The sequence below is a fragment of the Caballeronia sp. ATUFL_F1_KS39 genome (genome assembly GCF_023630985.1).
GTDB lineage: Bacteria > Pseudomonadota > Gammaproteobacteria > Burkholderiales > Burkholderiaceae > Caballeronia > Caballeronia zhejiangensis.
In genome coordinates this window covers 63,045-85,649 of record NZ_JALQDZ010000016.1, presented here as the reverse complement: position 1 = coordinate 85,649, position 22,605 = coordinate 63,045, and the positions used below count along the sequence as shown (strand labels likewise).

At 64.3% G+C, this 22,605-nt stretch carries 22 protein-coding genes and 2 tRNA genes; 13 read left to right on the top strand and 11 right to left on the bottom strand.

Features of this window, described 5'->3' with window-relative positions:
* Positions 1-76 precede the first annotated feature (76 nt).
* From NCR93_RS09905 to NCR93_RS09895, 3 genes are read left to right on the top strand one after another with little or no spacing between them, the layout of a single operon-like run.
* On the top strand, positions 77-820 hold the full coding sequence (locus NCR93_RS09905; protein ID WP_175980378.1) for a (Fe-S)-binding protein: 744 nt from the start codon (positions 77-79) through the stop codon (positions 818-820).
* Entirely contained in the window at positions 817-2,208 is a 1,392-nt protein-coding gene (locus tag NCR93_RS09900) for a lactate utilization protein B (protein WP_034472654.1), read from the top strand. Before NCR93_RS09905 ends, NCR93_RS09900 begins: the two co-directional genes overlap by 4 nt.
* Positions 2,205-2,786 (top strand): LutC/YkgG family protein, encoded by a 582-nt coding sequence (locus NCR93_RS09895; RefSeq protein ID WP_034472651.1) that lies wholly within the window; start codon positions 2,205-2,207, stop codon positions 2,784-2,786. The genes NCR93_RS09900 and NCR93_RS09895 overlap by 4 nt, the downstream gene beginning before the upstream one ends.
* A gap of 66 nt (positions 2,787-2,852) precedes the next feature.
* Here NCR93_RS09895 and NCR93_RS09890 read toward each other — a convergent pair.
* From NCR93_RS09890 to fdxA, 3 genes are all read right to left on the bottom strand, one after another.
* A tRNA-Asn gene (locus NCR93_RS09890) sits at positions 2,853-2,928 on the bottom strand.
* A 78-nt stretch (positions 2,929-3,006) separates the two neighbouring features.
* Positions 3,007-3,082 (bottom strand) — tRNA-Asn (locus NCR93_RS09885).
* Between the two features lie 119 nt (positions 3,083-3,201).
* Positions 3,202-3,525, bottom strand: coding sequence for a ferredoxin FdxA (fdxA, locus tag NCR93_RS09880; protein ID WP_008342289.1), 324 nt, complete (start codon positions 3,523-3,525; stop codon positions 3,202-3,204).
* A 290-nt stretch (positions 3,526-3,815) separates the two neighbouring features.
* Between fdxA and pncB the strand changes: the two genes are divergently transcribed.
* The 5 genes from pncB to NCR93_RS09855 all read left to right on the top strand — a co-directional run bounded on the left by pncB (position 3,816) and on the right by NCR93_RS09855 (position 9,681).
* Positions 3,816-5,006, top strand: coding sequence for a nicotinate phosphoribosyltransferase (gene pncB / locus NCR93_RS09875; RefSeq protein ID WP_008342288.1), 1,191 nt, complete (start codon positions 3,816-3,818; stop codon positions 5,004-5,006).
* 136 nt (positions 5,007-5,142) lie between these two features.
* Entirely contained in the window at positions 5,143-5,814 is a 672-nt protein-coding gene (locus tag NCR93_RS09870; protein WP_034472649.1) for a LutC/YkgG family protein, read from the top strand.
* Positions 5,815-5,818: 4 nt separating this feature from the next.
* Complete coding sequence (locus NCR93_RS09865; protein WP_239295202.1) at positions 5,819-7,231, top strand: sodium:proton antiporter; 1,413 nt, start codon at positions 5,819-5,821, stop codon at positions 7,229-7,231.
* A 9-nt stretch (positions 7,232-7,240) separates the two neighbouring features.
* Entirely contained in the window at positions 7,241-8,224 is a 984-nt protein-coding gene (locus tag NCR93_RS09860; RefSeq protein ID WP_034472645.1) for a 2-hydroxyacid dehydrogenase, read from the top strand.
* Complete coding sequence (locus NCR93_RS09855; RefSeq protein WP_034472643.1) at positions 8,221-9,681, top strand: DNA recombination protein RmuC; 1,461 nt, start codon at positions 8,221-8,223, stop codon at positions 9,679-9,681. Before NCR93_RS09860 ends, NCR93_RS09855 begins: the two co-directional genes overlap by 4 nt.
* Before the next feature lie 13 nt (positions 9,682-9,694).
* Here NCR93_RS09855 and NCR93_RS09850 read toward each other — a convergent pair whose 3' ends face one another.
* The 6 genes from NCR93_RS09850 to NCR93_RS09825 all read right to left on the bottom strand — a co-directional run bounded on the left by NCR93_RS09850 (position 9,695) and on the right by NCR93_RS09825 (position 17,141).
* Positions 9,695-10,114, bottom strand: a complete 420-nt coding sequence (locus tag NCR93_RS09850; RefSeq protein ID WP_051078884.1) for a GNAT family N-acetyltransferase — start codon at positions 10,112-10,114, stop codon at positions 9,695-9,697.
* Between the two features lie 56 nt (positions 10,115-10,170).
* Positions 10,171-10,446, bottom strand: a complete 276-nt coding sequence (locus NCR93_RS09845) for a hypothetical protein (protein ID WP_008342276.1) — start codon at positions 10,444-10,446, stop codon at positions 10,171-10,173.
* A gap of 60 nt (positions 10,447-10,506) precedes the next feature.
* Positions 10,507-11,811 (bottom strand): molybdopterin molybdotransferase MoeA, encoded by a 1,305-nt coding sequence (gene moeA, locus NCR93_RS09840; protein ID WP_034472640.1) that lies wholly within the window; start codon positions 11,809-11,811, stop codon positions 10,507-10,509.
* Between the two features lie 102 nt (positions 11,812-11,913).
* Positions 11,914-12,468: a molybdenum cofactor guanylyltransferase MobA gene (mobA, locus tag NCR93_RS09835; protein WP_235366333.1), complete on the bottom strand. Its 555-nt coding sequence runs from the start codon at positions 12,466-12,468 to the stop codon at positions 11,914-11,916.
* A gap of 82 nt (positions 12,469-12,550) precedes the next feature.
* A complete protein-coding gene (moaA, locus tag NCR93_RS09830; protein WP_008342271.1) occupies positions 12,551-13,657 on the bottom strand; it encodes a GTP 3',8-cyclase MoaA in 1,107 nt (368 codons plus the stop codon).
* A gap of 214 nt (positions 13,658-13,871) precedes the next feature.
* The gene (locus tag NCR93_RS09825; RefSeq protein WP_175980376.1) at positions 13,872-17,141 is read right to left on the bottom strand and encodes an Rne/Rng family ribonuclease; all 3,270 of its coding nucleotides are present in this window, start codon (positions 17,139-17,141) and stop codon (positions 13,872-13,874) included.
* A gap of 495 nt (positions 17,142-17,636) precedes the next feature.
* Here NCR93_RS09825 and NCR93_RS09820 point away from each other — a divergent pair, with 495 nt between their 5' ends.
* The 5 genes from NCR93_RS09820 to NCR93_RS09800 are packed head-to-tail and all read left to right on the top strand — an operon-like array spanning position 17,637 to position 21,056.
* On the top strand, positions 17,637-17,993 hold the full coding sequence (locus tag NCR93_RS09820; RefSeq protein WP_144403826.1) for a hypothetical protein: 357 nt from the start codon (positions 17,637-17,639) through the stop codon (positions 17,991-17,993).
* Positions 17,994-18,038: 45 nt separating this feature from the next.
* Entirely contained in the window at positions 18,039-19,037 is a 999-nt protein-coding gene (locus NCR93_RS09815) for an RluA family pseudouridine synthase (RefSeq protein WP_034473545.1), read from the top strand.
* A complete protein-coding gene (locus NCR93_RS09810) occupies positions 19,038-19,697 on the top strand; it encodes an HAD-IA family hydrolase (protein WP_008342265.1) in 660 nt (219 codons plus the stop codon).
* On the top strand, positions 19,694-20,068 hold the full coding sequence (locus NCR93_RS09805; protein WP_008342264.1) for a Rieske (2Fe-2S) protein: 375 nt from the start codon (positions 19,694-19,696) through the stop codon (positions 20,066-20,068). The genes NCR93_RS09810 and NCR93_RS09805 overlap by 4 nt, the downstream gene beginning before the upstream one ends.
* Positions 20,069-20,093: 25 nt before the next feature.
* On the top strand, positions 20,094-21,056 hold the full coding sequence (locus NCR93_RS09800) for a S49 family peptidase (protein WP_008342262.1): 963 nt from the start codon (positions 20,094-20,096) through the stop codon (positions 21,054-21,056).
* A 2-nt stretch (positions 21,057-21,058) separates the two neighbouring features.
* Here the strand turns inward: NCR93_RS09800 and NCR93_RS09795 are convergent, their stop codons facing one another.
* The gene (locus tag NCR93_RS09795; RefSeq protein WP_034473543.1) at positions 21,059-21,778 is read right to left on the bottom strand and encodes an SAM-dependent methyltransferase; all 720 of its coding nucleotides are present in this window, start codon (positions 21,776-21,778) and stop codon (positions 21,059-21,061) included.
* Positions 21,775-22,392 carry a Maf-like protein gene (locus tag NCR93_RS09790; RefSeq protein ID WP_034473541.1) on the bottom strand — a complete coding sequence of 206 codons (618 nt, stop codon included), beginning with the start codon at positions 22,390-22,392 and terminating at the stop codon, positions 21,775-21,777. Before NCR93_RS09790 ends, NCR93_RS09795 begins: the two co-directional genes overlap by 4 nt.
* Positions 22,393-22,605 lie beyond the last annotated feature (213 nt).

Genomic DNA, 22,605 nt, shown 5'->3' with positions numbered 1-22,605 from the left:
TGCCCGAGTTTGACACGAAAGAGGCATCTCATTAAAGTCTTGGTCAGACCAAGCTTACCAAATCGCCGAACCCGTCATGAAAGTCGCCTTGTTCGTCCCCTGTTTCATCGACGCTTTTTATCCGCAAGTCGGCATCGCCACGCTCGAACTGCTCGAACGGCTGGGCGTGGACGTCGACTATCCGCAGGATCAGACCTGTTGCGGCCAGCCGACGGCCAATAGCGGCGCACACAAGGAGGCTGCCGGCGCCGAGCGCGTGTTCGCGCGCAATTTCGCCGACTACGACTATGTCGTCGGGCCATCGGCGAGTTGCACGCATCACGTACGCGAGCATTTCACCGCGATCGAGCAGACGAGCGCCGTGCAGAAGGTGCGGCGCAATACGTTCGAGCTCGTCGAATTCCTGCACGACGTGCTGAAGGTGCGCGAGTTTCCGTGGGCCGAATTTCCGCACAAGGTCGGGCTGCACAACAGTTGCAGCGCGGTGCGGCATCTGCGCGAAACGTCGAATTCGGAAGTGGCCGGAACGCCGTATTCGAAGCCGCGCACGCTGCTCGAACGCGTGAGGGGTATCGAGTTCGTCGCGCCCGCGCGTCCCGACGAATGCTGCGGATTCGGCGGCACGTTCTCGGTGACGGAAGAGGCCGTCTCCGTGCGGATGGGTCAGGACAAGGTGCGCGATCACGTCGGCGCGGGCGCGGAGTACATCGTGTCGGGCGACATGTCGTGTCTCATGCATCAGCAAGGCTGCGCCGAGCGCATGAAAGCCGATGCGAAGTTCATCCACATCGCGCAGGTTCTAAACGGGGCGCGCGCATGAGCAAAAGCGTTCGGATCGATCACGCGAAGGCGGCGGGCGCGTTCCTGCAGAAGCCGGATCACGTTGCGTTCCACGACAAGCGTCTGTGGGACTTGCGCAGCAAGCGCGACGCGCAGGCGCACGGCATCCCCGAATGGGAGACGATGCGCAATCTCGCATCGGCGATCAAGGAACACACGCTGTCCAATCTCGCCGATTACATCGCGCAGTTCGTCGATGAGGCCGAGAAAAACGGCGTCGTCGTGCATTTCGCGGCGAACGCCGAGGAGCACAACGCGCTCGTCTTCAAGCTGATGAGCGAGCGCGGCATGACGTCGCTCGTGAAGAGCAAGTCGATGCTCACCGACGAGTGCTACATGCGCGACTATCTCGAACCGCGCGGCATCACGGTGATGGAAACCGATCTCGGCGAGCGCATCCAGCAACTCGATCATCAGGATCCGAGCCATATGGTCGTGCCGGCCGTGCACAAGCTGCGCGCGGACGTGGCCGAACTGTTCGGCAAGACGATCGGCACCGATCCGCGGAACAGCGACATCCACTATCTCGCGGAAAGCCAGCGCATGAACACGCGGCCGTATTTCGTGCGCGAGAAGACGGCGGGCATGACGGGCTGCAACTTCGCGGTCGCGGAGACGGGCACGGTCGTCGTGTGCACGAACGAGGGCAACGCGGATCTTTCGGCGAACGTGCCGCCGCTGCATATCGCGTCGATCGGCATCGAAAAGATCATTCCGACGATCAGCGATCTCGGCGTGTTCGTTCGAATGTTGTCGAGAAGCGCGCTCGGCTCGCCGATCACGCAGTACACGTCGCATTTTCGCGCGCCGCGTCCGGGCACGGAGATGCACTTCATCCTCGTCGATAACGGCCGCTCAGAACGCCTCGCGATGGACGATTTCTGGTACTCGCTCAAGTGCATCCGCTGCGGCGCGTGCATGAATACGTGTCCGGTGTATCGCAGAAGCGGCGGGCTTTCGTATGGCGGGACGTACTCCGGTCCGATCGGCGCGATCATCAATCCGACGCACGATTTGAAGCGCTATAGCGCGCTGCCGTTCGCGTCGACGATGAACGGCAGTTGCACGAACGTGTGTCCCGTGAAGGTGAACATTCACGAGCAGATCTACAAGTGGCGCGAGGTCATCGCCGAGAAGCACGAAGTGCCGTTCGTGAAGCAGGAAGTGCTGAAGATGGCGGGGCGCCTGCTCGCGAGCCCGACGCTCTATCGTGCGACGGTCGCATCGCTCGGCGGCGCGTTGAAGCGCCTGCCCAACTTCGTGCTCTACAACCCGCTCAATATCTGGGGACGCGGCCGCGATCTGCCCGAAGCGCCCGCCGAGACTTTTCACGAGTGGTACAGGAAAAACCGGAAGCTCGATAAATGACGACTCGCGAAGCTTTTCTCTCGAAGATCCGCGCGGCGCAGCCCGCATCGCGTCCGCGCCCGGACGTGCCCGTGTTCCCGTCGCCGGAAGGCGAACTGAAGGCGCGCTTTACGACCGCGCTCACCGCGATGGGCGGCACATGCGTCGAAGCGGCCACTCTCGAAGACGTGAACGCGCTGATCGCGGCACGCTTTGCCGATGCGAAGGTGATTGCATCGGCGGTTCCGGGCGTCGACGGCACGCGGCCGCTTTCATCCGATACCGTGCCGGCATCGCTTCAGGATGTCGATGTGGGCATCGTGCGAGGGCGCTTCGGCGTGGCTGAAACGGGCTCGGTGTGGTTCAGCGAAGAAGAGTACGTCGTGAACGCGATCGGCTATCTGTCGCAGCATCTCGTCGTGCTGCTCGACCCGGCGCAACTCGTCGAGGGCTTGCAGCAGGTGTATCGACGCGACGATTTCAAATCGGCGCGCTATGCGGTACTCGTGACGGGGCCGTCGGCGACGGCGGATATCGAAGGCGTGCTGATTCGCGGCGCGCAGGGCGTGCGTTCGCTGACCGTCGTGTGGCTTGCGTGAAGCGATGAAGTCAGCGCACAAAGCAAAAAGCCCAGTCATGCGACTGGGCTTTTTGACAGAAGCTTTTGGCTCCCCGACCTGGGCTCGAACCAGGGACCTACGGATTAACAGTCCGGCGCTCTACCGACTGAGCTATCGGGGAACAACTGAAACATCTACAACTGAAATAAAAACTCAGCCAACTGACCGAGCTCTTTTGAAACCGACTTGCTGGAGTTTTTGGCTCCCCGACCTGGGCTCGAACCAGGGACCTACGGATTAACAGTCCGGCGCTCTACCGACTGAGCTATCGGGGAACATCTACAGCAGAGAAGCGGAATTATAGGGGGCTGCTTTTGGCGTGTCAACGCTCAATCTTCATTTGATACGCATTTTTTGCAATCAAATGAAGCGCGTGCGTCGGCGAGCGCAACAATCAACGCTCGAGCAGACTCAGCTTTTCCTTGACGTCCTTGAACTCGTCCGCTTCCGGAAGCGAGCCTTTCGTCTTCGTGATGCTCGGCCAGTTACGCGCGAGTTCAGCGTTCAGTTCGGTGAAGTGCTGCTGGTCGCCAGGCACATCTTCTTCGGCGTAGATAGCGTTCACCGGGCACTCGGCGACGCACACGGCGCAGTCGATGCACTCGTCGGGATCGATCGCGAGAAAGTTGGGACCTTCGCGGAAGCAATCCACCGGGCACACGTCCACGCAATCGGTGTACTTGCACTTGATGCAGCTTTCGGTCACAACGTGAGTCATTCAGGCTCCTGCATGCGGAATTCGTGGGGGCGGCGCCCTGGCGGCTGCATGGGCCGGAAGGTGCGCTTGCCGAAACGCATATTGTAGCGTAACGGTAAAAGTGGGCGCGCGGCGCGCGAAGCGCTCTTTATATCGATTCGTGATGTATGTATGCGCGGCGTCGCAAAAGGGCAGGGCGCGGATCATGTCCGCGCGGACATTCGGGTAACATGACCCTAAAGGCCTCGGGCTGCGCGCTGGCAAGCAGGCAAAGCGCGCGGTCCATTCGCGTGGATGTTCCCGTCAGAACCATGATCATCAATTCGCTGCTCGATACCGACCTCTACAAGTTCACGATGATGCAGGTCGTGCTGCATCACTTCCCCGCGGCGCATGTCGAATATCGCTTCCGCTGCCGCACGCCGAATGTCGATCTCGTGCCGTATATCGATGAAATTCGCGACGAAGTGCGCCAGCTTTGCAATCTGCGCTTCAAGGAAGAGGAACTGGATTATCTGCGGCGCATGCGCTTCATCAAGAGCGACTTCATCGATTTCCTCGCGCTCTTCCATCTGAATGAAAAGTCGATCCGCATTTCGCCGTCGCCCAAGAAGAACGGCGAGATCGACATCGAGATCGAAGGGCCGTGGCTGCACACGATTCTCTTCGAGATTCCGGTGCTCGCGATCGTCAACGAAGTCTATTTCCGCAACACGCAGCGCAAGCCCGAGTATGAAACCGGCCGCGAGCGCCTGCGCGACAAGATCAAGCTGCTTGCCACGCCACCCGAATATTCGGACTGCAAGATCGCCGATTACGGCACGCGCCGCCGTTTTTCGGGGCAGTGGCACGAGGAAGTCGTGCTCACGCTGAAGGACAAGCTCGGCGCGCAGTTCGCCGGCACGAGCAACTGCTTCTATGCGATGAAGCACGGCTTGCGGCCGCTCGGCACGATGGCGCATGAGTACTTGCAGGCGTGTCAGGCGCTCGGCCCGCGTCTGCGCGACTCGCAGATCTTCGGCTTCGAGATGTGGGCGAAGGAATATCGCGGCGACCTCGGCATCGCGCTGTCGGACGTCTACGGCATGAAGGCGTTTCTGCGCGACTTCGACATGTACTTTTGCAAGCTGTTCGACGGCGCGCGCCACGATTCGGGCGATCCCTTCGATTGGGGCGAGCGCCTCATCCGGCATTACGAAGAAAACCGCTGCGACCCGCGCACCAAAGTGCTGGTGTTCTCCGACGCGCTCGATATCCCGAAGGTGCTGCAGTTGTACGAGCGTTTTCGCGGACGTTGCCAGCTCGCGTTCGGCGTCGGCACGAATCTCACCAACGATCTCGGCTATCAGCCGCTGCAGATCGTCATCAAGATGGTTCGATGCAACGGTCAGCCGGTCGCGAAACTCTCCGATTCGCCCGGCAAAAACATGTGCGACGACAAGGCGTATCTCGCCTATCTGCGTCAGGTCTTCGGCATCGAGCAGCCGGTCGGCGACGACTGAGCGACGCGCATTCGTCCATTCGGCCTATGCCGTTCGGCCGAGGTTCGTGCGTGTATGCCGCTCGCTATAATTCGGACGCGTCGTAAATCATCGCGGCGCGCACGAATCTCAAGCACGCCAACATGAGGACGGCACCATGGATACATCGGACGCGCGCCGCAATATTCTCGCGCGCATTCGCAGCGCGCAGGGCCGTCGCGGCACGGCTACGGATGCCGAGCGCGCTGGCGCAGACGAGTATGTCGAGCGACATCCGGCGGGTCCGCGTCCTCCGTTGCCTCAGACGCGTGACGAGCTCATCGCGCGCTTCACGCTCGAAGCGGAGCGTCTTTCCACGACCGTCGCCGAAGTCGAATCGATCGACGATGCGCCCGCCGAAGCCGTGCGCTATCTCCAATCGCTGAACCTTCCCGTCGATGTCGTCGCGTGGCCCGCGCTTGCTCATCTGCGCTGGTCCGAAGCGGGCATTCGGGCGGCGTTTCGCAAGCCTGCCGATGAAGATCTCGTCGGCATCACCGGCTGCTTCTGCGCGACGGCTGAAACCGGTTCGCTCGTGCTGCTCTCGGGCGCGCAGACGCCCGCATCCGGCGCGCTCTTGCCGCAGACGCATATCGCGATCGTGCCGGCGTCGCGCATCGTCGCCGCGCATGAAGATGCATTCGCGTTGATGCGCGCCGAGCGCGGCGAGTTGCCGCGCGCGGTGAACTTCGTGTCGGGTCCGTCGCGCACCGGCGATATCGAACAGACCATCGTGCTCGGCGCGCATGGGCCGTATCGCGTGCATGTGATCGTCGTGCGCGGAGCGTGAGTCAATGCGGCGTCTGGTTTTGTACGTGCCTTGCGCGATGCTGGCGCTGATCGCGGCGCCGGCCGCTGCTGCGACGCCCGACGGCGCGACGCTCCCGGCCACATGGGGCATACCGTTCGTCGGCATCCTGCTTTCCATCGCGGTGTTTCCGCTCGTCGCGCCGAAGGTTTGGCATCACCATTTCGGCAAGATCGCGGCGGGGTGGGCGATCGCGTTCCTCGCGCCGTTCGGGCTTGCGTTCGGTGTCGGCACGGCGGGCAGCGTGCTCGTCCACGCGATGCTCGAAGAGTACGTGCCGTTCATCATTCTGCTCGCAGCGCTGTATACGGTCGCGGGCGGCATTTGCGTGCGCGGCAACCTGCACGGCTCGGCTCATCTCAATACCGGACTGCTCGCGCTCGGCACCGCGCTCGCGAGCGTCATGGGCACGACGGGCGCGGCCATGCTGCTGATCCGTCCGCTTTTGCGCGCGAACGACAATCGCAAGCACGTCGTGCATGTCGTCGTGTTCTTCATCTTTCTCGTCGCGAACGCAGGCGGCTCGCTCACGCCGCTCGGCGATCCGCCGCTTTTTCTCGGCTTTCTCAACGGCGTCGGCTTCTTCTGGACTACCGTGCATCTCGCGCTGCCGATGCTCTTCGTCTGCGCCGTGCTCCTCGCGGTGTTCTTCGTGCTGGACAGTTTCTACTGGCGCAGGCACGACGCGCGGCCCGCGTTTCTCGACCCGACGCCGGATACGCCTCCGCTCGGCATCGACGGCAAGATCAATTTCGCGCTGCTCGCGGCGATCGTCGTGCTCGTGCTGATGAGCGGCATCTGGAAACCCGGCATCACGTTCGACATCTTCGGCACGCATGTCCAGTTGCAGAATCTCGTGCGCGACGTGCTGCTCGTCGCCGTGCTGCTCGCATCGCTCGCGCTCACGCCGAAAAGCGCGCGCGCGGGGAACGCGTTCGACTGGGCGCCCATCGAGGAAGTCGCGAAGCTCTTCGCGGCGATCTTCATCACCATCGCGCCGGTCATCACGATCCTGCGCGCGGGTGAATCGGGCGCGTTCGCGGGCATCGTGCACGCGGTGTCGGATGCGCAGGGCAAGCCCGTCGACATCGCCTATTTCTGGGCGACCGGTCTTCTGTCGTCGTTTCTCGACAACGCACCGACCTACCTCGTCTTCTTCAATCTCGCGGGCGGCGACGCACGCACGCTCATGACCAGCGACGCCACGACGCTCGCCGCCATCTCCGCGGGCGCGGTCTTCATGGGCGCGAACACGTATATCGGCAATGCGCCGAATTTCATGGTGAAGGCGATCGCCGAATCGCGCGGCGTACGCATGCCGAGTTTCTTCGGTTTCATGGCGTGGTCGGGCGCGATTCTCTTGCCGCTTTTCGCCGTTGTGGGCTGGCTATTTTTCTAGGAGCAACCGATGAAGAAGAAAGTGCTGGTAGCGCGTCCCACTTTTCCCGACGTGATCGAGCGACTGAAGCAGCATTTCGATGTCGATGTGAATCTCGGCGACGTGCTCCCGCAGGAAGAGTTCGCGCGGCGTCTCGCCGACAAGGACGGCGCGTTCACGGCGGGCGAGATGGTCGGCGAGAAAGAGCTTTCGGGCGCGCCGAATCTGAAGGTCGTTGCGAACATGGCGGTCGGCTACAACAACTTCGACATGCAGGCGTTCGACGCGCACAAGGTGCTCGGCGCCAACACGCCCAACGTGCTGAACGAAACCACGGCCGATTTCGGCTGGGCGCTGATGATGGCGGCGGCGCGTCGCGTCACCGAATCCGAGCACTTTCTGCGCGCGGGCAAGTGGCAGAAGTGGTCGTTCGACTCGTTCCTCGGCACCGATGTCTACGGCTCGACGCTCGGCGTGATCGGCATGGGGCGCATCGGGCAGGCGCTGGCGCGGCGCGCGGCCGGCTTCAACATGCGCGTGATGTATCACAACCGTTCGCGCGTCGCGCCGGAAATCGAGCGCGAGCTGAATGCCGAGTACGCGTCGAAGGAAGATCTGCTCAAGCGCGCGGATCATGTCGTGCTCGTCGTGCCTTACTCGAAGGAAAGCCATCATACGATCGGCGCGGCCGAACTCGCGCTGATGAAGCCGACGGCGACGCTGACGAATATCGCGCGCGGCGGCATCGTCGACGATGCGGCGTTGATCGCGGCGTTGCGCGACAAGCGCATCGCGGCGGCGGGCATCGACGTGTTCGAGGGCGAGCCGAATTTCAACCCGGATTTCCTGCTGCTCGACAACGTCGTGCTGACGCCGCATATCGCGAGCGCGACCGAAGGCACGCGCCGCGCGATGGCCAATCTCGCGGCCGACAATCTCATCGCCGCGCTGGGCGAAGGGCCGCGCGCAGGCAATCCGCCGAACCCGATCAATCCGGACGTACTGAAGAAATGATGGAACTGCTGGTTGGCGCGATCGCCGTGCTGGCGATCGCGCTGGTGGTCTCGCTCGTCGCGCTCGTCATGACGATGCGGCGCAATTCGAACGCGGTCATCTTCGACGAGTTCGAAGCGCTCACCGATCGCGTCAACGACATGGGCGAGGCACACGCGCGCGCGCAGGAACGGCTCGAACGCGGCTTGCGTGGCGATATCGCGGAGAGCGCGCGCGTCTCGCGCATGGAATCGCAAAGCGGCTTCGCGCAATTCCATCAGACGCTTTCGACGCAACTGGCGAGCACGTCGAACGTGCAGAACGCGCAATTCGACGCGCTTGCGCAGCAGCTCGCACAGCAAAGCCAGCAGGCGCGCGAGGATCAGGGCAACGCGTTGAAGCGCTTCGCCGATTCCATGTCGCTGCATCTCGCGCAGCTTTCCGAAGCGAACGAGCGGCGGCTCGGCGAAGTGCGCGCGACGCTCGAAGCGCGCCTGAAGGACATCGAGGCGAACAACGCGACGAAGCTCGACGAGATGCGCCGCACCGTCGACGAAAAGTTGCACGCGACGCTGGAGCAACGGCTCGGCGAGTCGTTCAAGCTCGTCTCCGACAGGCTGGAGCAGGTGCATCGGGGACTCGGCGAGATGCAGACGCTCGCGGCGGGTGTCGGCGATCTGAAGAAGGTACTGACCAACGTCAAGACGCGCGGCATCTGGGGCGAAGTGCAGCTCGAAGCGCTGCTGGAACAGTTGCTCACGCCCGATCAGTACGCGAAGAACGTCGCGACGGTTCCGAAGAGCAACGAACGCGTCGAGTTCGCGATCAGGCTGCCTGGCCGGCACGACGCGCCGGGTGCGCCGGGCGACGTGGCTACGCCCGTGTGGCTGCCCATCGACGCGAAATTTCCGCGCGAGGACTACGAGCGTCTGATCGATGCGCAGGAACGCGCGGACCCGGCCGGTGTCGAGGACGCGTCGCGCGCGCTGGAAGGGCGCTTGCGCGCGGAGGCGAAATCGATCGCGCAGAAGTACGTTGCGCCGCCGCACACGACGGACTTCGCATTGCTCTTCCTGCCGACCGAAGGTCTCTACGCGGAAGTCTTGCGCCGTCCTGGCCTGAGCGATTCGTTGCAGCGCGATTTTCGCGTGACCGTCGCGGGACCCACGACGCTGACCGCGCTCCTCAACAGCCTGCAGATGGGCTTCCGCACGCTGGCCATCGAGAAGCGTTCCAGCGAAGTGTGGCAGGTGCTCGGCGCGGTGAAGACTGAGTTCGGCAAGTTCGGCGAAGTGCTGGCGCGAACAAAGTCGCAGCTCGAAACGGTGACGCGCTCGATCGAAGCGGCGCAGACGCGCACGCGGCAGATGGGCAAGCGCCTTCGGGATGTCGAGGCGTTGCCCGGCGAACAGGCGGCGGGGTTGTTGGGCGAGGCGTTCGGCGATCCGTCATCGCCCGAAGGCGACGACGAGCCGTGATGCAGGACGCGATTCAGGACGCGAGGCGTTCGAGCGGCTCGCCCGTCACGCGCACGATGCGCCAGTCGGGCAGCACGGTCGCGCCCATCTTTTCGTAGAAATCGATGGCGTTCTGATTCCAGTCCAGCACCGACCATTCGAAGCGGCCGCACTGGCGCTCGACCGCGAGCGCGGCGAGCTTTTTCAGCATCAGCGTCCCGAGGCCGCTGCCGCGCATCGAAGGACGCACGTAGAGGTCTTCGAGATACAGGCCGCGCTTGCCGAGGAAGGTCGAGAAGTTCTGGAAGAAGAGCGCATAGCTGACGATTTCGCCTTCGACTTCCGCGACGAGCGCTTCAGCGGCCGGTCGTGCGCCGAAGAGCGCGTCATGCACGCCTTGCTCCGTCGCGATGAACAGATGCGTGAGCTTCTCGAACTCGGCCAGCTCGTACATCAGGCCGAAGATCGCGGCGACGTCGGCGGGCGAGGCCGCGCGGATGATCGGGGCGCTCACGCTTCCTCCGGCGCGTCGGAGAGCACGATCTCGATGCCGCCGAAACGCGAGGCCACCCAGTTGTACGCGTGGCACGCGATCCACAGCAGGATGAAACCGAGAATCGCGTTCAGGAGCAGCGCGCTCGTGACGGTGCTCACTTCCACCGAGCCGTATCGCACGAACGCGACCACGACGCCGAGCAGCACAATGGGCACGCTGAAAGTCAGGTACACGAGGATCAGCGCCTTGGCGGTCTGTCCCGGTGCGATGAATGAAATCTGCTTTTTCATGGAAGGAAAGCCCCGTCTATCGATGTAGGAATGTTTGTACCGGCTGGCGGCGGCGCCGGATCAGATCAGGCCGTCGAACGGCACGATTTCGACTTCGTCGCCCGCTTCGACGTCGCCGCGCGCGTGTTCGAGCACGATGAAGCAGTTCGCTTCGCTCATCGAACTCAGCACGCCGGAACCCTGCGGACCGGTGGTGACGACGCGAAAGCGCCCGTCGTCGTCGCGCGTCGCGATTCCGCGCTGGAACTCGGTGCGGCCCGCGCGCTTTTTCATCGGCTCGGCGGCGCGCGCGCGGATGACGGTGAGCGGCTGGCGCATCGCGCCCGACATCGCCAGAAGCGCCTCGCGCACGATGAAGTAGAACGTCGCCATTACGGCGACCGGGTTCCCCGGCAACCCGAAGAAGAGCGCCGACTCGCCCGTGCCCGGGCGCTCGCCCGACCACAGCCGGCCGAATGCCAGCGGGCGGCCGGGGCGCATCGCGATCTTCCAGAAGGCGACGTCGCCGAGCGAATTCATCAGCGCGCGCGTGAAGTCCGCATCGCCAACCGACACGCCGCCCGAACTGATGACGACATCGGCGCTTTCGGTCGCATGACGCAGCGCCTTTTCGAGCGAGGCGCGATCGTCGCGCACGATACCCAGATCGACGGTTTCGACGCCGAGCCGCTTGAGCATTGCGAAGAGCGTGTAGCGATTACTGTCGTAAAGGCTGCCAGGGTTCAGCGTTTCGCCGACCGAACGCAATTCGTCGCCCGTCGAAAAGAAGGCGACGGTGAGCCGCCTGCGAACCGACACTTCGCCGATACCGAGCGACGCGAGCAAACCGAGATCCGATGCCCGCACGACGCGACCCGCGAGCAGCGCCGGCTTGCCTTTCGCGAGATCCTCGCCGGAGAGGCGGCGATTCTGGCCGGCACGGATCGTCGCCGGCGAAAAGCGGATCGCGTCGCCTTCGCGCGTGACGAACTCCTGCGGCACGACCGTGTCGCAGCCGGCCGGGATGAGCGCGCCCGTCATGATCCGCACGCATTGATCCGCGCCCGGCGCGCCTTCGAACGGCCGCCCGGCGAGCGCCGTGCCCGCGACGGACAAGCCGACCGTATCGCCACCGCGCGAGAGCACATCGCCGGCGAACGCGTAGCCGTCCATCGCGGAATTGTCGTAAGCGGGGACGTCGATGGGCGAGATCACATCCTCGGCGAGCACGCGGCCGAGCGCGTCGAACAGGCTCACGCGCTCGATCTGCGCGTCCCGCATGCGCGGCATGGCCCACTGACGCACGATTTCCTGCGCGGCTTCAACGGGCAGCGCATTCGGATCGTAGTGGGCGACGCAGGCGGAAAAATCCTTGGACGTGGTCATGAATCGGCGTGGATCGCGGCCGGAATCCGGCGAAGCAGCACGTGGCCGCGCGGTGGTTGAGCGCCCGCAATGGCGATGTGAGCGGGCAGCCGGTTGAACGAGTCAGCGGCGTTCCAGATCGGCGAGCTGCTGTAAATCGTTGATATTGTAAAACGCGCGTTCGTCGTGAAATTGGACTTCCACCGCCTTGTGGCGCGCGTACCACGCGCGCACCTTGCGCTCGCCCGCGTCCAGCCAGGCGTCCAGGTCGTCGGCGAGCGATGTACGCAGCAACGCGAAAACGGGGTGGGCCATGACTTCGCCCGACGCGTCGATTGTTGCTGCGTATGCAACGTCGCCGCCGTGCGCGTCGAGTGCTTGCATCAACGCGGCGCCGATGTGTTCGTCGACGAAAGGGGCGTCGCAAGGCGCGGTCAGAACGAATTCGGTGCTCGCAACGCGCAACGCAGCGGCGATGCCGGCGAGCGGCCCGGGGAAATCCGCGCGCGCGTCCGCGACAACGCGCGCGCCGAATGCCGCGCCGAGGCGCGCGTAGTCTTCGATGGAACGATTTGCGCTGATCAGAAGCGCGCCCGCCTGAGGCGCGATGCGCCGCATCACGTGCAACGCGAGCGGCTCACCGCGAAACGGCTGCATGCCCTTGTCGATGCCGCCCATGCGCGAGCCGCGTCCGCCCGCGAGCACGAGCGCCGTGACGCTGGACGATGAATGAGCGCTCAGCACGAACGATCCGCCGCGCTCAGCCGCCGATGTACGACATCTCGACGCGACGTGCATCGTCGCGAGATGGCGCCGATGCGCTGCCGCGCAATTGCGAATACCGGTCGCCGCGCGCCTCCCAGATTCGCGCGATGGCTGTGGCGACTTCGTCGTCGCCCGCGCCGCTGCGGATCAGTCCGCGCAGGTCGTGGCCGGAAACCGCGAAGAGACACAGATACAGCTTGCCTTCCGTCGAGAGCCGGGCACGCGTGCACGAGTCGCAAAACGCGCGTGTGACGCTCGAAATCACGCCGATTTCACCGCTGCCGTCGCGATAGCCCCAGCGCTGCGCCGTTTCCGCGGCCGTGTGGGCTTCGAGCGGTTCCAGCGGAAAGTGCGCGTCGATGCGTTCGACCACTTGCACCGAAGGCAGCACTTCGCTCATGTTCCAGCCGTTCGACGCGCCGACATCCATATATTCGATGAAACGCAGAACCGCGCCGCTGCCTTTGAAATGGCGCGCCATCGGGACGATTTCCTGATCGTTCGTGCCGCGCTTCACGACCATGTTCACCTTGATCGGAGCGAGCCCGGCGGCTTGCGCCGTCTCGATGCCGTTCAGCACGTCGGCGACCGCGAAATCGGCATCGTTCATGCGGCGAAAGAGGGCGTCGTCGAGCGCATCGAGGCTCACTGTGACGCGCGACAAACCCGCGTCCTTCAGCGACTTCGCCTTGCGCGCGAGGAGCGAGCCGTTCGTCGTGAGCGTCAGATCGAGCGGGCGGCCTTCCGGCGTGCGCAACAGCGCGAGCCGCTCGATCAGGAATTCGATGTTCTTGCGCAGAAGCGGCTCGCCGCCCGTAAGGCGAATCTTTTCCACGCCATGCGCGACGAATACGCGCGCGAGGCGCTCGATTTCCTCGAACGAGAGCAGGGCGGCGTGCGGGAGAAACTGGTAATCCTTATCGAACACTTCGCGTGGCATGCAGTACACGCAGCGAAAGTTGCAGCGATCTGTCACGGAAATGCGCAAATCCCGCAATGGGCGCGCGAGCGTGTCCGTGAGCAGCCCGGACGGCGATGTCGCGGCGCCGGAGAAATCCGGGATCGCGCTGACATCGGCGAGAGGAATGATGCGTCGGGGCATGATGACTCGGGGCTCGGCTCGGCCGCTTCGGCCTTGTTCGAATAATGGTTGGATCGTTCCATTCTAACGGAAGCGGGACATCGGGACGCACTGCCACGGAGTCGCGGTTTTCCCTCGGTTCAGCCGTTTTACGACGCAAAAAAACGCCATCGATCGGGGATCGATGGCGTTTCTGGCTTTTGCCCGTTCACCGGAGTGAACGGGACGCGCGCGCTTAGTGGGCCTGCTTGCTGGTTTCCACTTGCTGCATGGGCGCGGTGTCGGCCGGCGGAAGTGCCTTGCGTTCGCGCGGCACGCGCACCGCAGCCGGCTCGCGTGCGGCGGCGGCATTGGCTTCGCGCAGCTTGCCTTCGTCGGTGTTCACCCAGACGAGGCCCGCACGCTCCAGCATCGGCTGAAGGGTGTCGACGGCGATCGGCGTCGACGTTGCAGGCGCGGCGGGCGCAGCGACTTTCACCGGCTCGTCGACGACTGCGACAGGCTCCGGCGCGAAGACCGGCGCTTGCGTCTGCGCTTGCGCGATCTCGACCGGCTTCACTGGCTCGACGGCCGTCGCTTCGGGCGTCGATGCGACAGCGGCGGTCTTCACCGGCTCGGCGACTTCGGCAGGCTCGGCCGCGACCGGCTCGACGGGCGTCGGCGCCGTTTCCACGGGCTTCGGCTCTTCGGATGCGACCGGCGCGGACGCGGGTGCGAACGGATCGGCCAATTTCGTCTCGGCGACCTTCGGCTCCGGACCGAACGGATTCTCGACCTCCGGTGCCGGAGCGGGCTTGGCGAAGAGATCGAAGTTCGTCGGTTCGGGCGTTTGCGCCTTCAGTTCGAAAGGCTCGGCCTCAACAGTCTTGGCGACCGGCGCTTCCTCCGCAGCGGCGGGCGCTTGCTCTTGCGGCTTCGCTTCGAGCGGCTGAGCGGCCGGTTGCTGCACCGACGCTTCCACCGGTTGCGGCGCGGCCGGGCGGGGTTCGCGACGTGCAGCCGCTTCCTGCGCGGCTTCCGCATCAAACACGCCGGCTTGCGCCGAAGTGCTCTCTGCTGCGCCTTCTGCTTCGGCGACGTCCGCCGCGTGATTCACCGTCATGCCGTCTTCTTCGCGCTCGCGACGACCGCCACGACGCCCACGGCGACGGCGACGACGCTCTTCGCCGTCACGTGCGGCCGCCGCGTCGGATGCCGCATCGATGCCGGCCACTTGCGCGTCCGCATTGGCTTGCGCCGCTTCGACGATTTCCGACGGCACCGTTTCGCCTTGCGTCAGCGCCTCGACGGCGGCTTCCGGTTGCGGCTTGCGACGCTCGCCGCGTTCCGCGCGCTCGGTTCGTTCAGCGCGGTCGCCACGCTCGGCGCGTTCGCCACGATCCGGACGCTCGCGGCGTTCCGGACGTTCGGTTGCTTCCGGACGCGCTGCGCGTTCCGCGTTGCGGTCGCGCGCTTCACGCGGTTCGCGTGCCTCGCGCGGCTCGCGTGCTTCGCGTGCCTCGCGCGGTTCACGAGCCTCACGCGGCTCGCGGACTTCGCGCAGTTCACGACCTTCGCGTCCGCCACGCGCCTCGCGATCCTCGCGACGGCCGCCCTGGCGCGCGGCGCCGTTGGCGCCCGCCGCCGTGCCTGCCGCAGCGCCTTCGCGCGCGGCGCCACCGCTACGTCGATTGCGGTTGCGATCGCCGCCGCCGGTGCGTTCACCGCGTTCGCGCGGCGCGCGCGTGGCCGGTTGCGCTTCGACCGGAGCCGGCGCGGGTTGCGGCGCAGGCTGAATGCCGAACAGATTCTTGATCCACGCGATGAATCCGCCGCTCGCCGGAACGGGCGTCGGCGCGGGCGCGGCCTCGACGGGCGCGGGCTTCACCGGCGCGCTCGGCGCGGGCTTCTCGGGCGTGATGCCCTTCACGGCGGCTTCCTGCTTCGGCTTCACCTCTTCGGTGCGCTTGCTGTAGCCGGTCTCCGATTCGAGCTCGCTCGCCGCTTCGACGGCCATCTTCCACGACGCGCGCGGATCGTCGAGACGCGCATCGTCGTGACGCAGACGCTCAAGCTTGTAGTGCGGCGTTTCGAGATGCTTGTTCGGAATCAGGACGACATTGACCTTGAAGCGCGACTCGATCTTGTTGATTTCCGAGCGCTTTTCGTTGAGCAGGAAGGCGGTCACCTCGACCGGCACCTGGCAATGGATCGCCGCGGTGTTTTCCTTCATCGCTTCTTCCTGAATGATCCGCAGCACTTGCAGCGCGGACGATTCGGTATCGCGGATGTGACCCGTGCCGTTGCAGCGCGGGCACGTCACGTGGCTGCCTTCCGACAGCGCCGGACGCAGGCGCTGACGCGACAGTTCCATCAGGCCGAAGCGCGAAATCTTGCCCATTTGTACGCGGGCGCGGTCGTGCTTCAACGCATCTTTCAGGCGCTGCTCGACTTCGCGCTGGCTCTTGGCCGATTCCATGTCGATGAAATCGATCACGATCAGCCCGCCCAGATCGCGCAGACGAAGCTGACGCGCGACTTCGTCGGCGGCTTCGAGATTGGTGCGCGTCGCGGTTTCCTCGATGTCCGCGCCCTTGGTCGCGCGCGCCGAGTTCACGTCGATGGCGACGAGCGCCTCGGTGTGATCGATCACGATCGCGCCGCCCGACGGCAGCGGCACCGTGCGCGAGTACGCGGTTTCGATCTGATGCTCGATCTGGAAGCGCGAGAAGAGCGGCACGTCGTCGTGATAGCGCTTCACCTTCGAGAGGTTGTCGGGCATCACGATATCCATGAAGGCGCGCGCCTGGTCATGGATTTCGGTCGTGTCGATGAGAATTTCGCCGATATCCGGCTGGAAGTAGTCGCGAATCGCGCGGATGACGAGGCTCGATTCGAGATAAATGAGCATCGGCTGGCCGGCGACGCCGCTCTGCGACGCGGCTTCGATCGCGCGCCACAGTTGCATCAGGTAGTTCAGGTCCCACTGGAGCTCTTCCGCCGAACGGCCGATACCCGCCGTGCGCGCGATGATGCTCATGCCTTCCGGCAGTTCGAGCTGCGCCATGGTTTCGCGCAGTTCCTGCCGTTCGTCGCCTTCGATGCGGCGCGACACGCCGCCGCCGCGCGGGTTGTTCGGCATCAGGACGAGGTAACGTCCGGCCAGCGAGATGAACGTGGTCAGCGCCGCGCCCTTGTTGCCGCGCTCTTCCTTCTCGACCTGGACGATGAGTTCCTGGCCTTCGCGCAGCGCGTCCTGAATGCGCGCGGAGCGCATCTCGACGCCATCGCGGAAATACTGGCGGGCGACTTCCTTGAACGGCAGGAAGCCGTGGCGGTCTTCACCGTAGTTGACGAAGCAGGCTTCGAGCGACGGCTCGATGCGGGTGACGACTCCCTTGTAGATGTTGCCTTTGCGCTGTTCGCGCCCGGCGGTTTCGATGTCGATATCGATGAGCTTCTGCCCATCGACGATGGCGACGCGCAATTCCTCTTGCTGCGTCGCGTTAAACAGCATTCGTTTCATGAAACGGCTCCAGAATGGCTCCGTCCTCCCTCGTCGTGCGAATCGGCGTCGGTGACTGATGCATCACGCGCGCGAAGCGGGAAGGTGGGCGTGCCACGCTTTTTTGTGTGTTGTCACAAAGCACGCTGGAGCGGGACTTCTGGCGGGAGAATTGCCGAAAGCAGGCCGCGGCTTCCGCATCGGACAGCCGCGCCGTGGGGCGCATTGCGAAGCAACTGCGAGACGTACGACAGATCGCTCGGCTCGTGGCGAGGATGAACGGCGGCGCTGCGGCTCCGCGTCTCAAAATGGACGCGCCGAACCGGCCTGCGCTCTTGCAAAGAGCCTGATTCCTCCCAACGGCGGCCGCGAGGAAGAGCGGTCTCGCGCAAACCGGCGCGATGCTTCGTAACCGATCCTCTTTGCTGCCTTGCCGCGCCGGCACGGCCGCGGGCCCGACTTGTTTCTGTCGGCTCCCGTCGGCTCGCGGCCGCATGTCTCGCCTCGTTTGCGGCGTTGTCGCGCTTCGCAGAAATCAGCGCAGCAGCGATTTCGCCGTCAGTTGTTCGCAAAATCGGCGAGCGTCGATTTGCCTTTTTCTCCCGCTCGACGGCAGGGTCGATCCGGGCTGGCATCCGGTTTTGCCGGGCGCCGTCGCTTCTCGCCGATAAAATTCTTTTTGACCAAAAATCCGTTACCGTCGGCGATCGACTCGACCGAACGCGCCTGTGGGCTCCGTCCTTGCCGGTGATATCGCCGTGCGTGCAACTCGTCGCTCTCGATTTTCCGGGTGAGCAACCGACCTTGGGCGCAAGTAAAATGATGGTTTATCGCTTGCACCGATACAGTCTGAATAATTCGGCCGCTGCTTGATCCTAAGCGTCGACCTTTTCAGGCTGCTCGCAAATTATATTCAGAATGAATGAGTTAGGCAAAACATCCCATAAACAGGTCGCAAGCGAACAAGTGTCGATGATCGAAGTCGACGAAACGGCCGCCGGTCAGCGGATCGACAATTTTTTGCTGCGCGTCTGCAAGGGCGTCCCGAAGAGCCATATTTACCGCATTCTCCGAAGTGGCGAAGTGCGCGTGAACAAGGGACGCATCGACGCGGCTTACCGGCTCGAGTTGGGCGATCTCGTGCGCGTGCCGCCGATCCGCATCGCGCAGCAGGACGCGGCGCCGGTGTCGTCGAACGCGCCCGCCGCCGAATTCCCGATTCTCTTCGAGGACGACCATCTGATCGTCATCGATAAACCGTCCGGCGTCGCGGTGCATGGCGGCAGCGGCGTCGCGTTCGGCGTCATCGAGCAGTTGCGCAATGCGCGGCCGCACGCAAAATTTCTCGAACTGGTGCATCGGCTGGATCGCGAGACGTCGGGCGTGCTCATGCTCGCCAAGAAGCGCCAGGCGCTCGTCGGGCTGCACGAGCAGATTCGCGAAAATCGGGTCGACAAGCGCTATTACGCGTGCGGTCACGGCGACTGGCAGAGCGACTGGGGCCGCCGGCGCATCGTCAAGGCGCCGTTGCATAAATATGTCGCAGCGGATGGCGAGCGGCGCGTGCGAATCCAGGAGAACGGGCTGCCGTCGCATACGGTCTTCAATCTGATCGAGCGCTGGCGCGACTACGCGTGGGTCGAGGCAGAGCTGAAAACCGGCCGCACGCACCAGATTCGCGTGCACATGGCGAGCATCGGCCTGCCGATCGCGGGCGACGCCAAATACGGCGATTTCGCGCTGAACAAGGAATTGGCCCGCCCGAGCGCGAAACCGTCGCTGAAACGCATGTTTTTGCACGCGTATCGACTGAAAATCACGCACCCGGCGACGGGCGAGCCGCTGCAATTCGAAGCGCCGCTGCCCGTCGAGTGCAAACGGTTCATCGAACAACTGAAAAACCGGGAGACCGAGTAAATGGCGCGGCAGCAATTCGATCTGATCGTTTTCGACTGGGACGGCACGCTGATGGATTCGACCGTCCACATCACGCGCAGCATTCAGGCCGCGTGCCGCGACCTCGGGCTGCCGGTTCCCGCCGATGAATCCGCGAGCTATGTGATCGGCCTCGGCCTGAAGGACGCGCTGCAGATATGCGCGCCGACGCTCGATCCGTCCGACTATCCGCGCCTGGCCGAACGTTACCGCTTCCATTTCCTGACGATGGGCCAGAAAACCGAACTCTTCGGCGGCGTGCGCGAACTGCTGCAGGAATTGCGCGATCTCGGCTATTTTCTCGCGGTCGCGACGGGCAAGAGCCGCGTCGGACTGAATCGCGCGCTCGACGAATCGCGGCTCACGAGCCTCTTCGACAGCACGCGCTGCGCGGACGAAACGTTCTCGAAGCCGCATCCCGCAATGTTGCAGGAACTCACGCGCGAGCTCGGGCAGGATCTCGGGCGCACGGTGATGATCGGCGACACGACGCACGATCTGCAGATGGCGATCAACGCGGGCGCGGCGGGCGTCGGCGTCGGTTATGGCGCGCATCCGGCCGATTCTCTCGCGGCGCTCAAGCCGCAGTACTGCGCCGACAGCGTCGCGTCGCTCGCCGGCTGGCTGCGGGAGCACGCATGAGCGAACCGGTGCGGGTATGCGCGTCCGACGAACTCGTCGATGGCGGCGCGGGCGTGCGCGTCAACGCGACCGAAGCGAGCGGCGACGCGGTCGTGTTCTTCGTCCGATACGGCGGCGAAGCGTTCGGTTATCTGAACCGGTGCGCGCACGTGCCGATGGAGCTCGACTGGAACGAGGGCCAGTTCTTCGAAAGCTCGGGCCTATACTTGATGTGCGCGACGCACGGGGCGATCTACGAGCCCGATACCGGCAAATGCGTCGGCGGTCCTTGCCGCGGCGCGCGCCTGCGGGCCGTGACGGTCGAAGAGCGCGACACGCCGGAAGGGCGCGCGGTCTTCTGGCTGCCCGACGACGCCGTGCGTCCCGCCTGATTCAATCTCTACACATCCACGACGCATGTCCGACAACATTCCGCCGCGCAATAACGACAACTGGGAGCGCGAAGCGCTCGAACGCATCGCGCTCGCCGCGATTCGCGAGCAGCGCGCCGCGCGTCGCTGGCGCATCTTCTTTCGCTTCCTGTTTCTCGGCGTGATCGCGCTGATCGCCTGGGGCGTGTTCGATTTCACCGGCGATCGTGCCGCGAAGGCTGGCAAGCACACGGCGCTCATCGATCTGCAGGGCGAGATCTCCGCGAACAGCGATGCCAGCGCCGACAACATCGACGGTGCGCTACAGAGCGCGTTCGAGGACGAGAACACGGCGGGCGTGATTCTGCGCATCAACAGTCCGGGCGGCAGTCCGGTGCAGGCGGGAATCATCAACGGCGAAATCCGGCGGCTGCGCGCGAAGTATCCGAAGACGCCGCTGTACGTGGTCGTCGACGACATGTGCGCGTCGGGCGGCTATTACGTCGCGGCGGCGGCGGACAAGATTTACGTCGACCGCGCGAGCATCGTCGGCTCGATCGGCGTGCTGATGGACGGCTTCGGCTTCACGGGCCTGATGGACAAGCTCGGCATCCAGCGCCGCATGCACACGTCGGGCGCGAACAAGGGCGCGTTTGACCCGTTCTCGCCGGAAACGCCCGCGATGAACGCGCACGCGCAGGAAATGCTCGATCAAATTCACACGCAGTTCATCGATGCCGTGAAGCTCGGGCGCGGCAAGCGTCTGAAGGATGATCCGGAGCTGTTCTCGGGCATGTTCTGGACCGGCGAAAAGAGCGTCGAACTCGGTCTCGCCGATGGTTTCGGCGACGCCAGCTATGTCGCGCGCGAGGTCATCAAGCAGCCGGATATCGTCGATTACACGCAAAAGGAAAGCATCAGCGAGCGTGTGGTGCGGCGCTTCGGCGCATCCGTGGGCGATGCCGCCATGCGCGCGCTCACGCTCGGCGGCAAGCCTCAGTTGCGCTGAGTTTATGAAGCCAGCAAGAGGAAGATCGCCGGGCGCTTATGCAGGTCCGGCGCGGCCTGCTTCTTCCAGTCGGCCGCCGTGCGCGTGACGATGTTTTCGCCCGGCAGCGTCAGATCGACGGCGACGCAAATGAGCGTCGACGGCGCGCAGCCAGCGATGAGCGCGTCGAGCATCGCCTTATTGCGATAGGGCGTCTCAATGAAAATCTGCGTCTGATTGGCCTTGCGCGACAGTTGCTCCAGCTCGCGCAGCCGTTTCGCGCGTTCGCCGGCATCGACCGGCAGATAGCCGTTGAACGCGAAGCTCTGGCCGTTCATGCCGGAAGCCATCAGCGCGAGCAAGATCGAGCTCGGTCCGACGAACGGCACGACCTTCACGCCACGCTGATGCGCGCGCCGCACGAGCAACGCACCGGGATCGGCGACGGCGGGACAGCCCGCTTCGGAGACGAGGCCGGCGTCGGTGCCGGCGAGGATCGGCGCGAGCAGCTTGTCGATTTCCGCTGGCGGCGTGTTCACGTTCAGCTCGCGCACCTCGATTTCCTGAATCGGACGTTCGGTGCCCACTTTCTTCAGAAAGGCGCGCGTCGTTTTGGCGTTTTCGCCGATGTAGTACGCGAGCGCGGCCGCCTGCGCGCGCACCGGTTCGGGCAGAACTTGGGCGAGCGCGTCGGCGTCGCCTTCGCCGAGCGTGTTCGGAATCAGATAGAGAACGCCGCTCATGCCGCCTCCAGCACCGGATGGCCGGCGTTCGCGAGCATTCCGGTCAGCGCGATCAGCGGCAGGCCGATCAGCGCGGTGGGATCGTCGGATTCGATCGCTTCGAGCAACGCGATGCCCAGGCCTTCCGCCTTGGCGCTGCCGGCGCAGTCGTACGGCGTTTCGGCGCGCAGGTACGTCTCGATCTGGGCGTCCGAATAGCGACGAAACCTCACGCGCGTGACGATATCGGCGGATTGCGCGTCGCCCGTGCGGCTGTCGAACAGGCAAAGCGCGCTGTGGAATTCGACGCTGCGTCCGCGCATCGCCTGGAGCTGGGCGAAGGCTTTCTCGTGCGTGCCGGGCTTGCCGATCTGCTTGCCGTCGAAGGTCGCCACCTGATCCGAGCCGATCACGAGGGCGTTCGCGTCGTTGCCGCTCCGTCCGGCCGCCGCACGCGCCTTGGCGATCGAGAGCCGAACCGCGGTCGCTTCGGGCGTTTCGTTGGCGAGCGGCGTTTCGTCGATATCGGGCGACACGACGTCGAACGGAATGCGCAGGCGTTCGAGCAATTCGCGCCGGTAAGGTGAACTGGACGCCAGAATCAGGCGTGGCGGCGATTTCGAAGCTTCAGACATGAGACGAACCGGACAAAAAAGGGTGTAAAAACGACGGGCTGCGATTCAGCCCTTAAGTATTTGACTCGAAAGAACAAAGCCGATATGATTTTGGGCTTTTCATCGGTACGTGCGCGGGCGAAGGCTCTCCTGTCATCGATGAAACCGGTCGAGCCGAAGAGTCAGAAAGCACGAGGTCAGACAGCATGATGCCGGCCAGATGCACATTGGGGC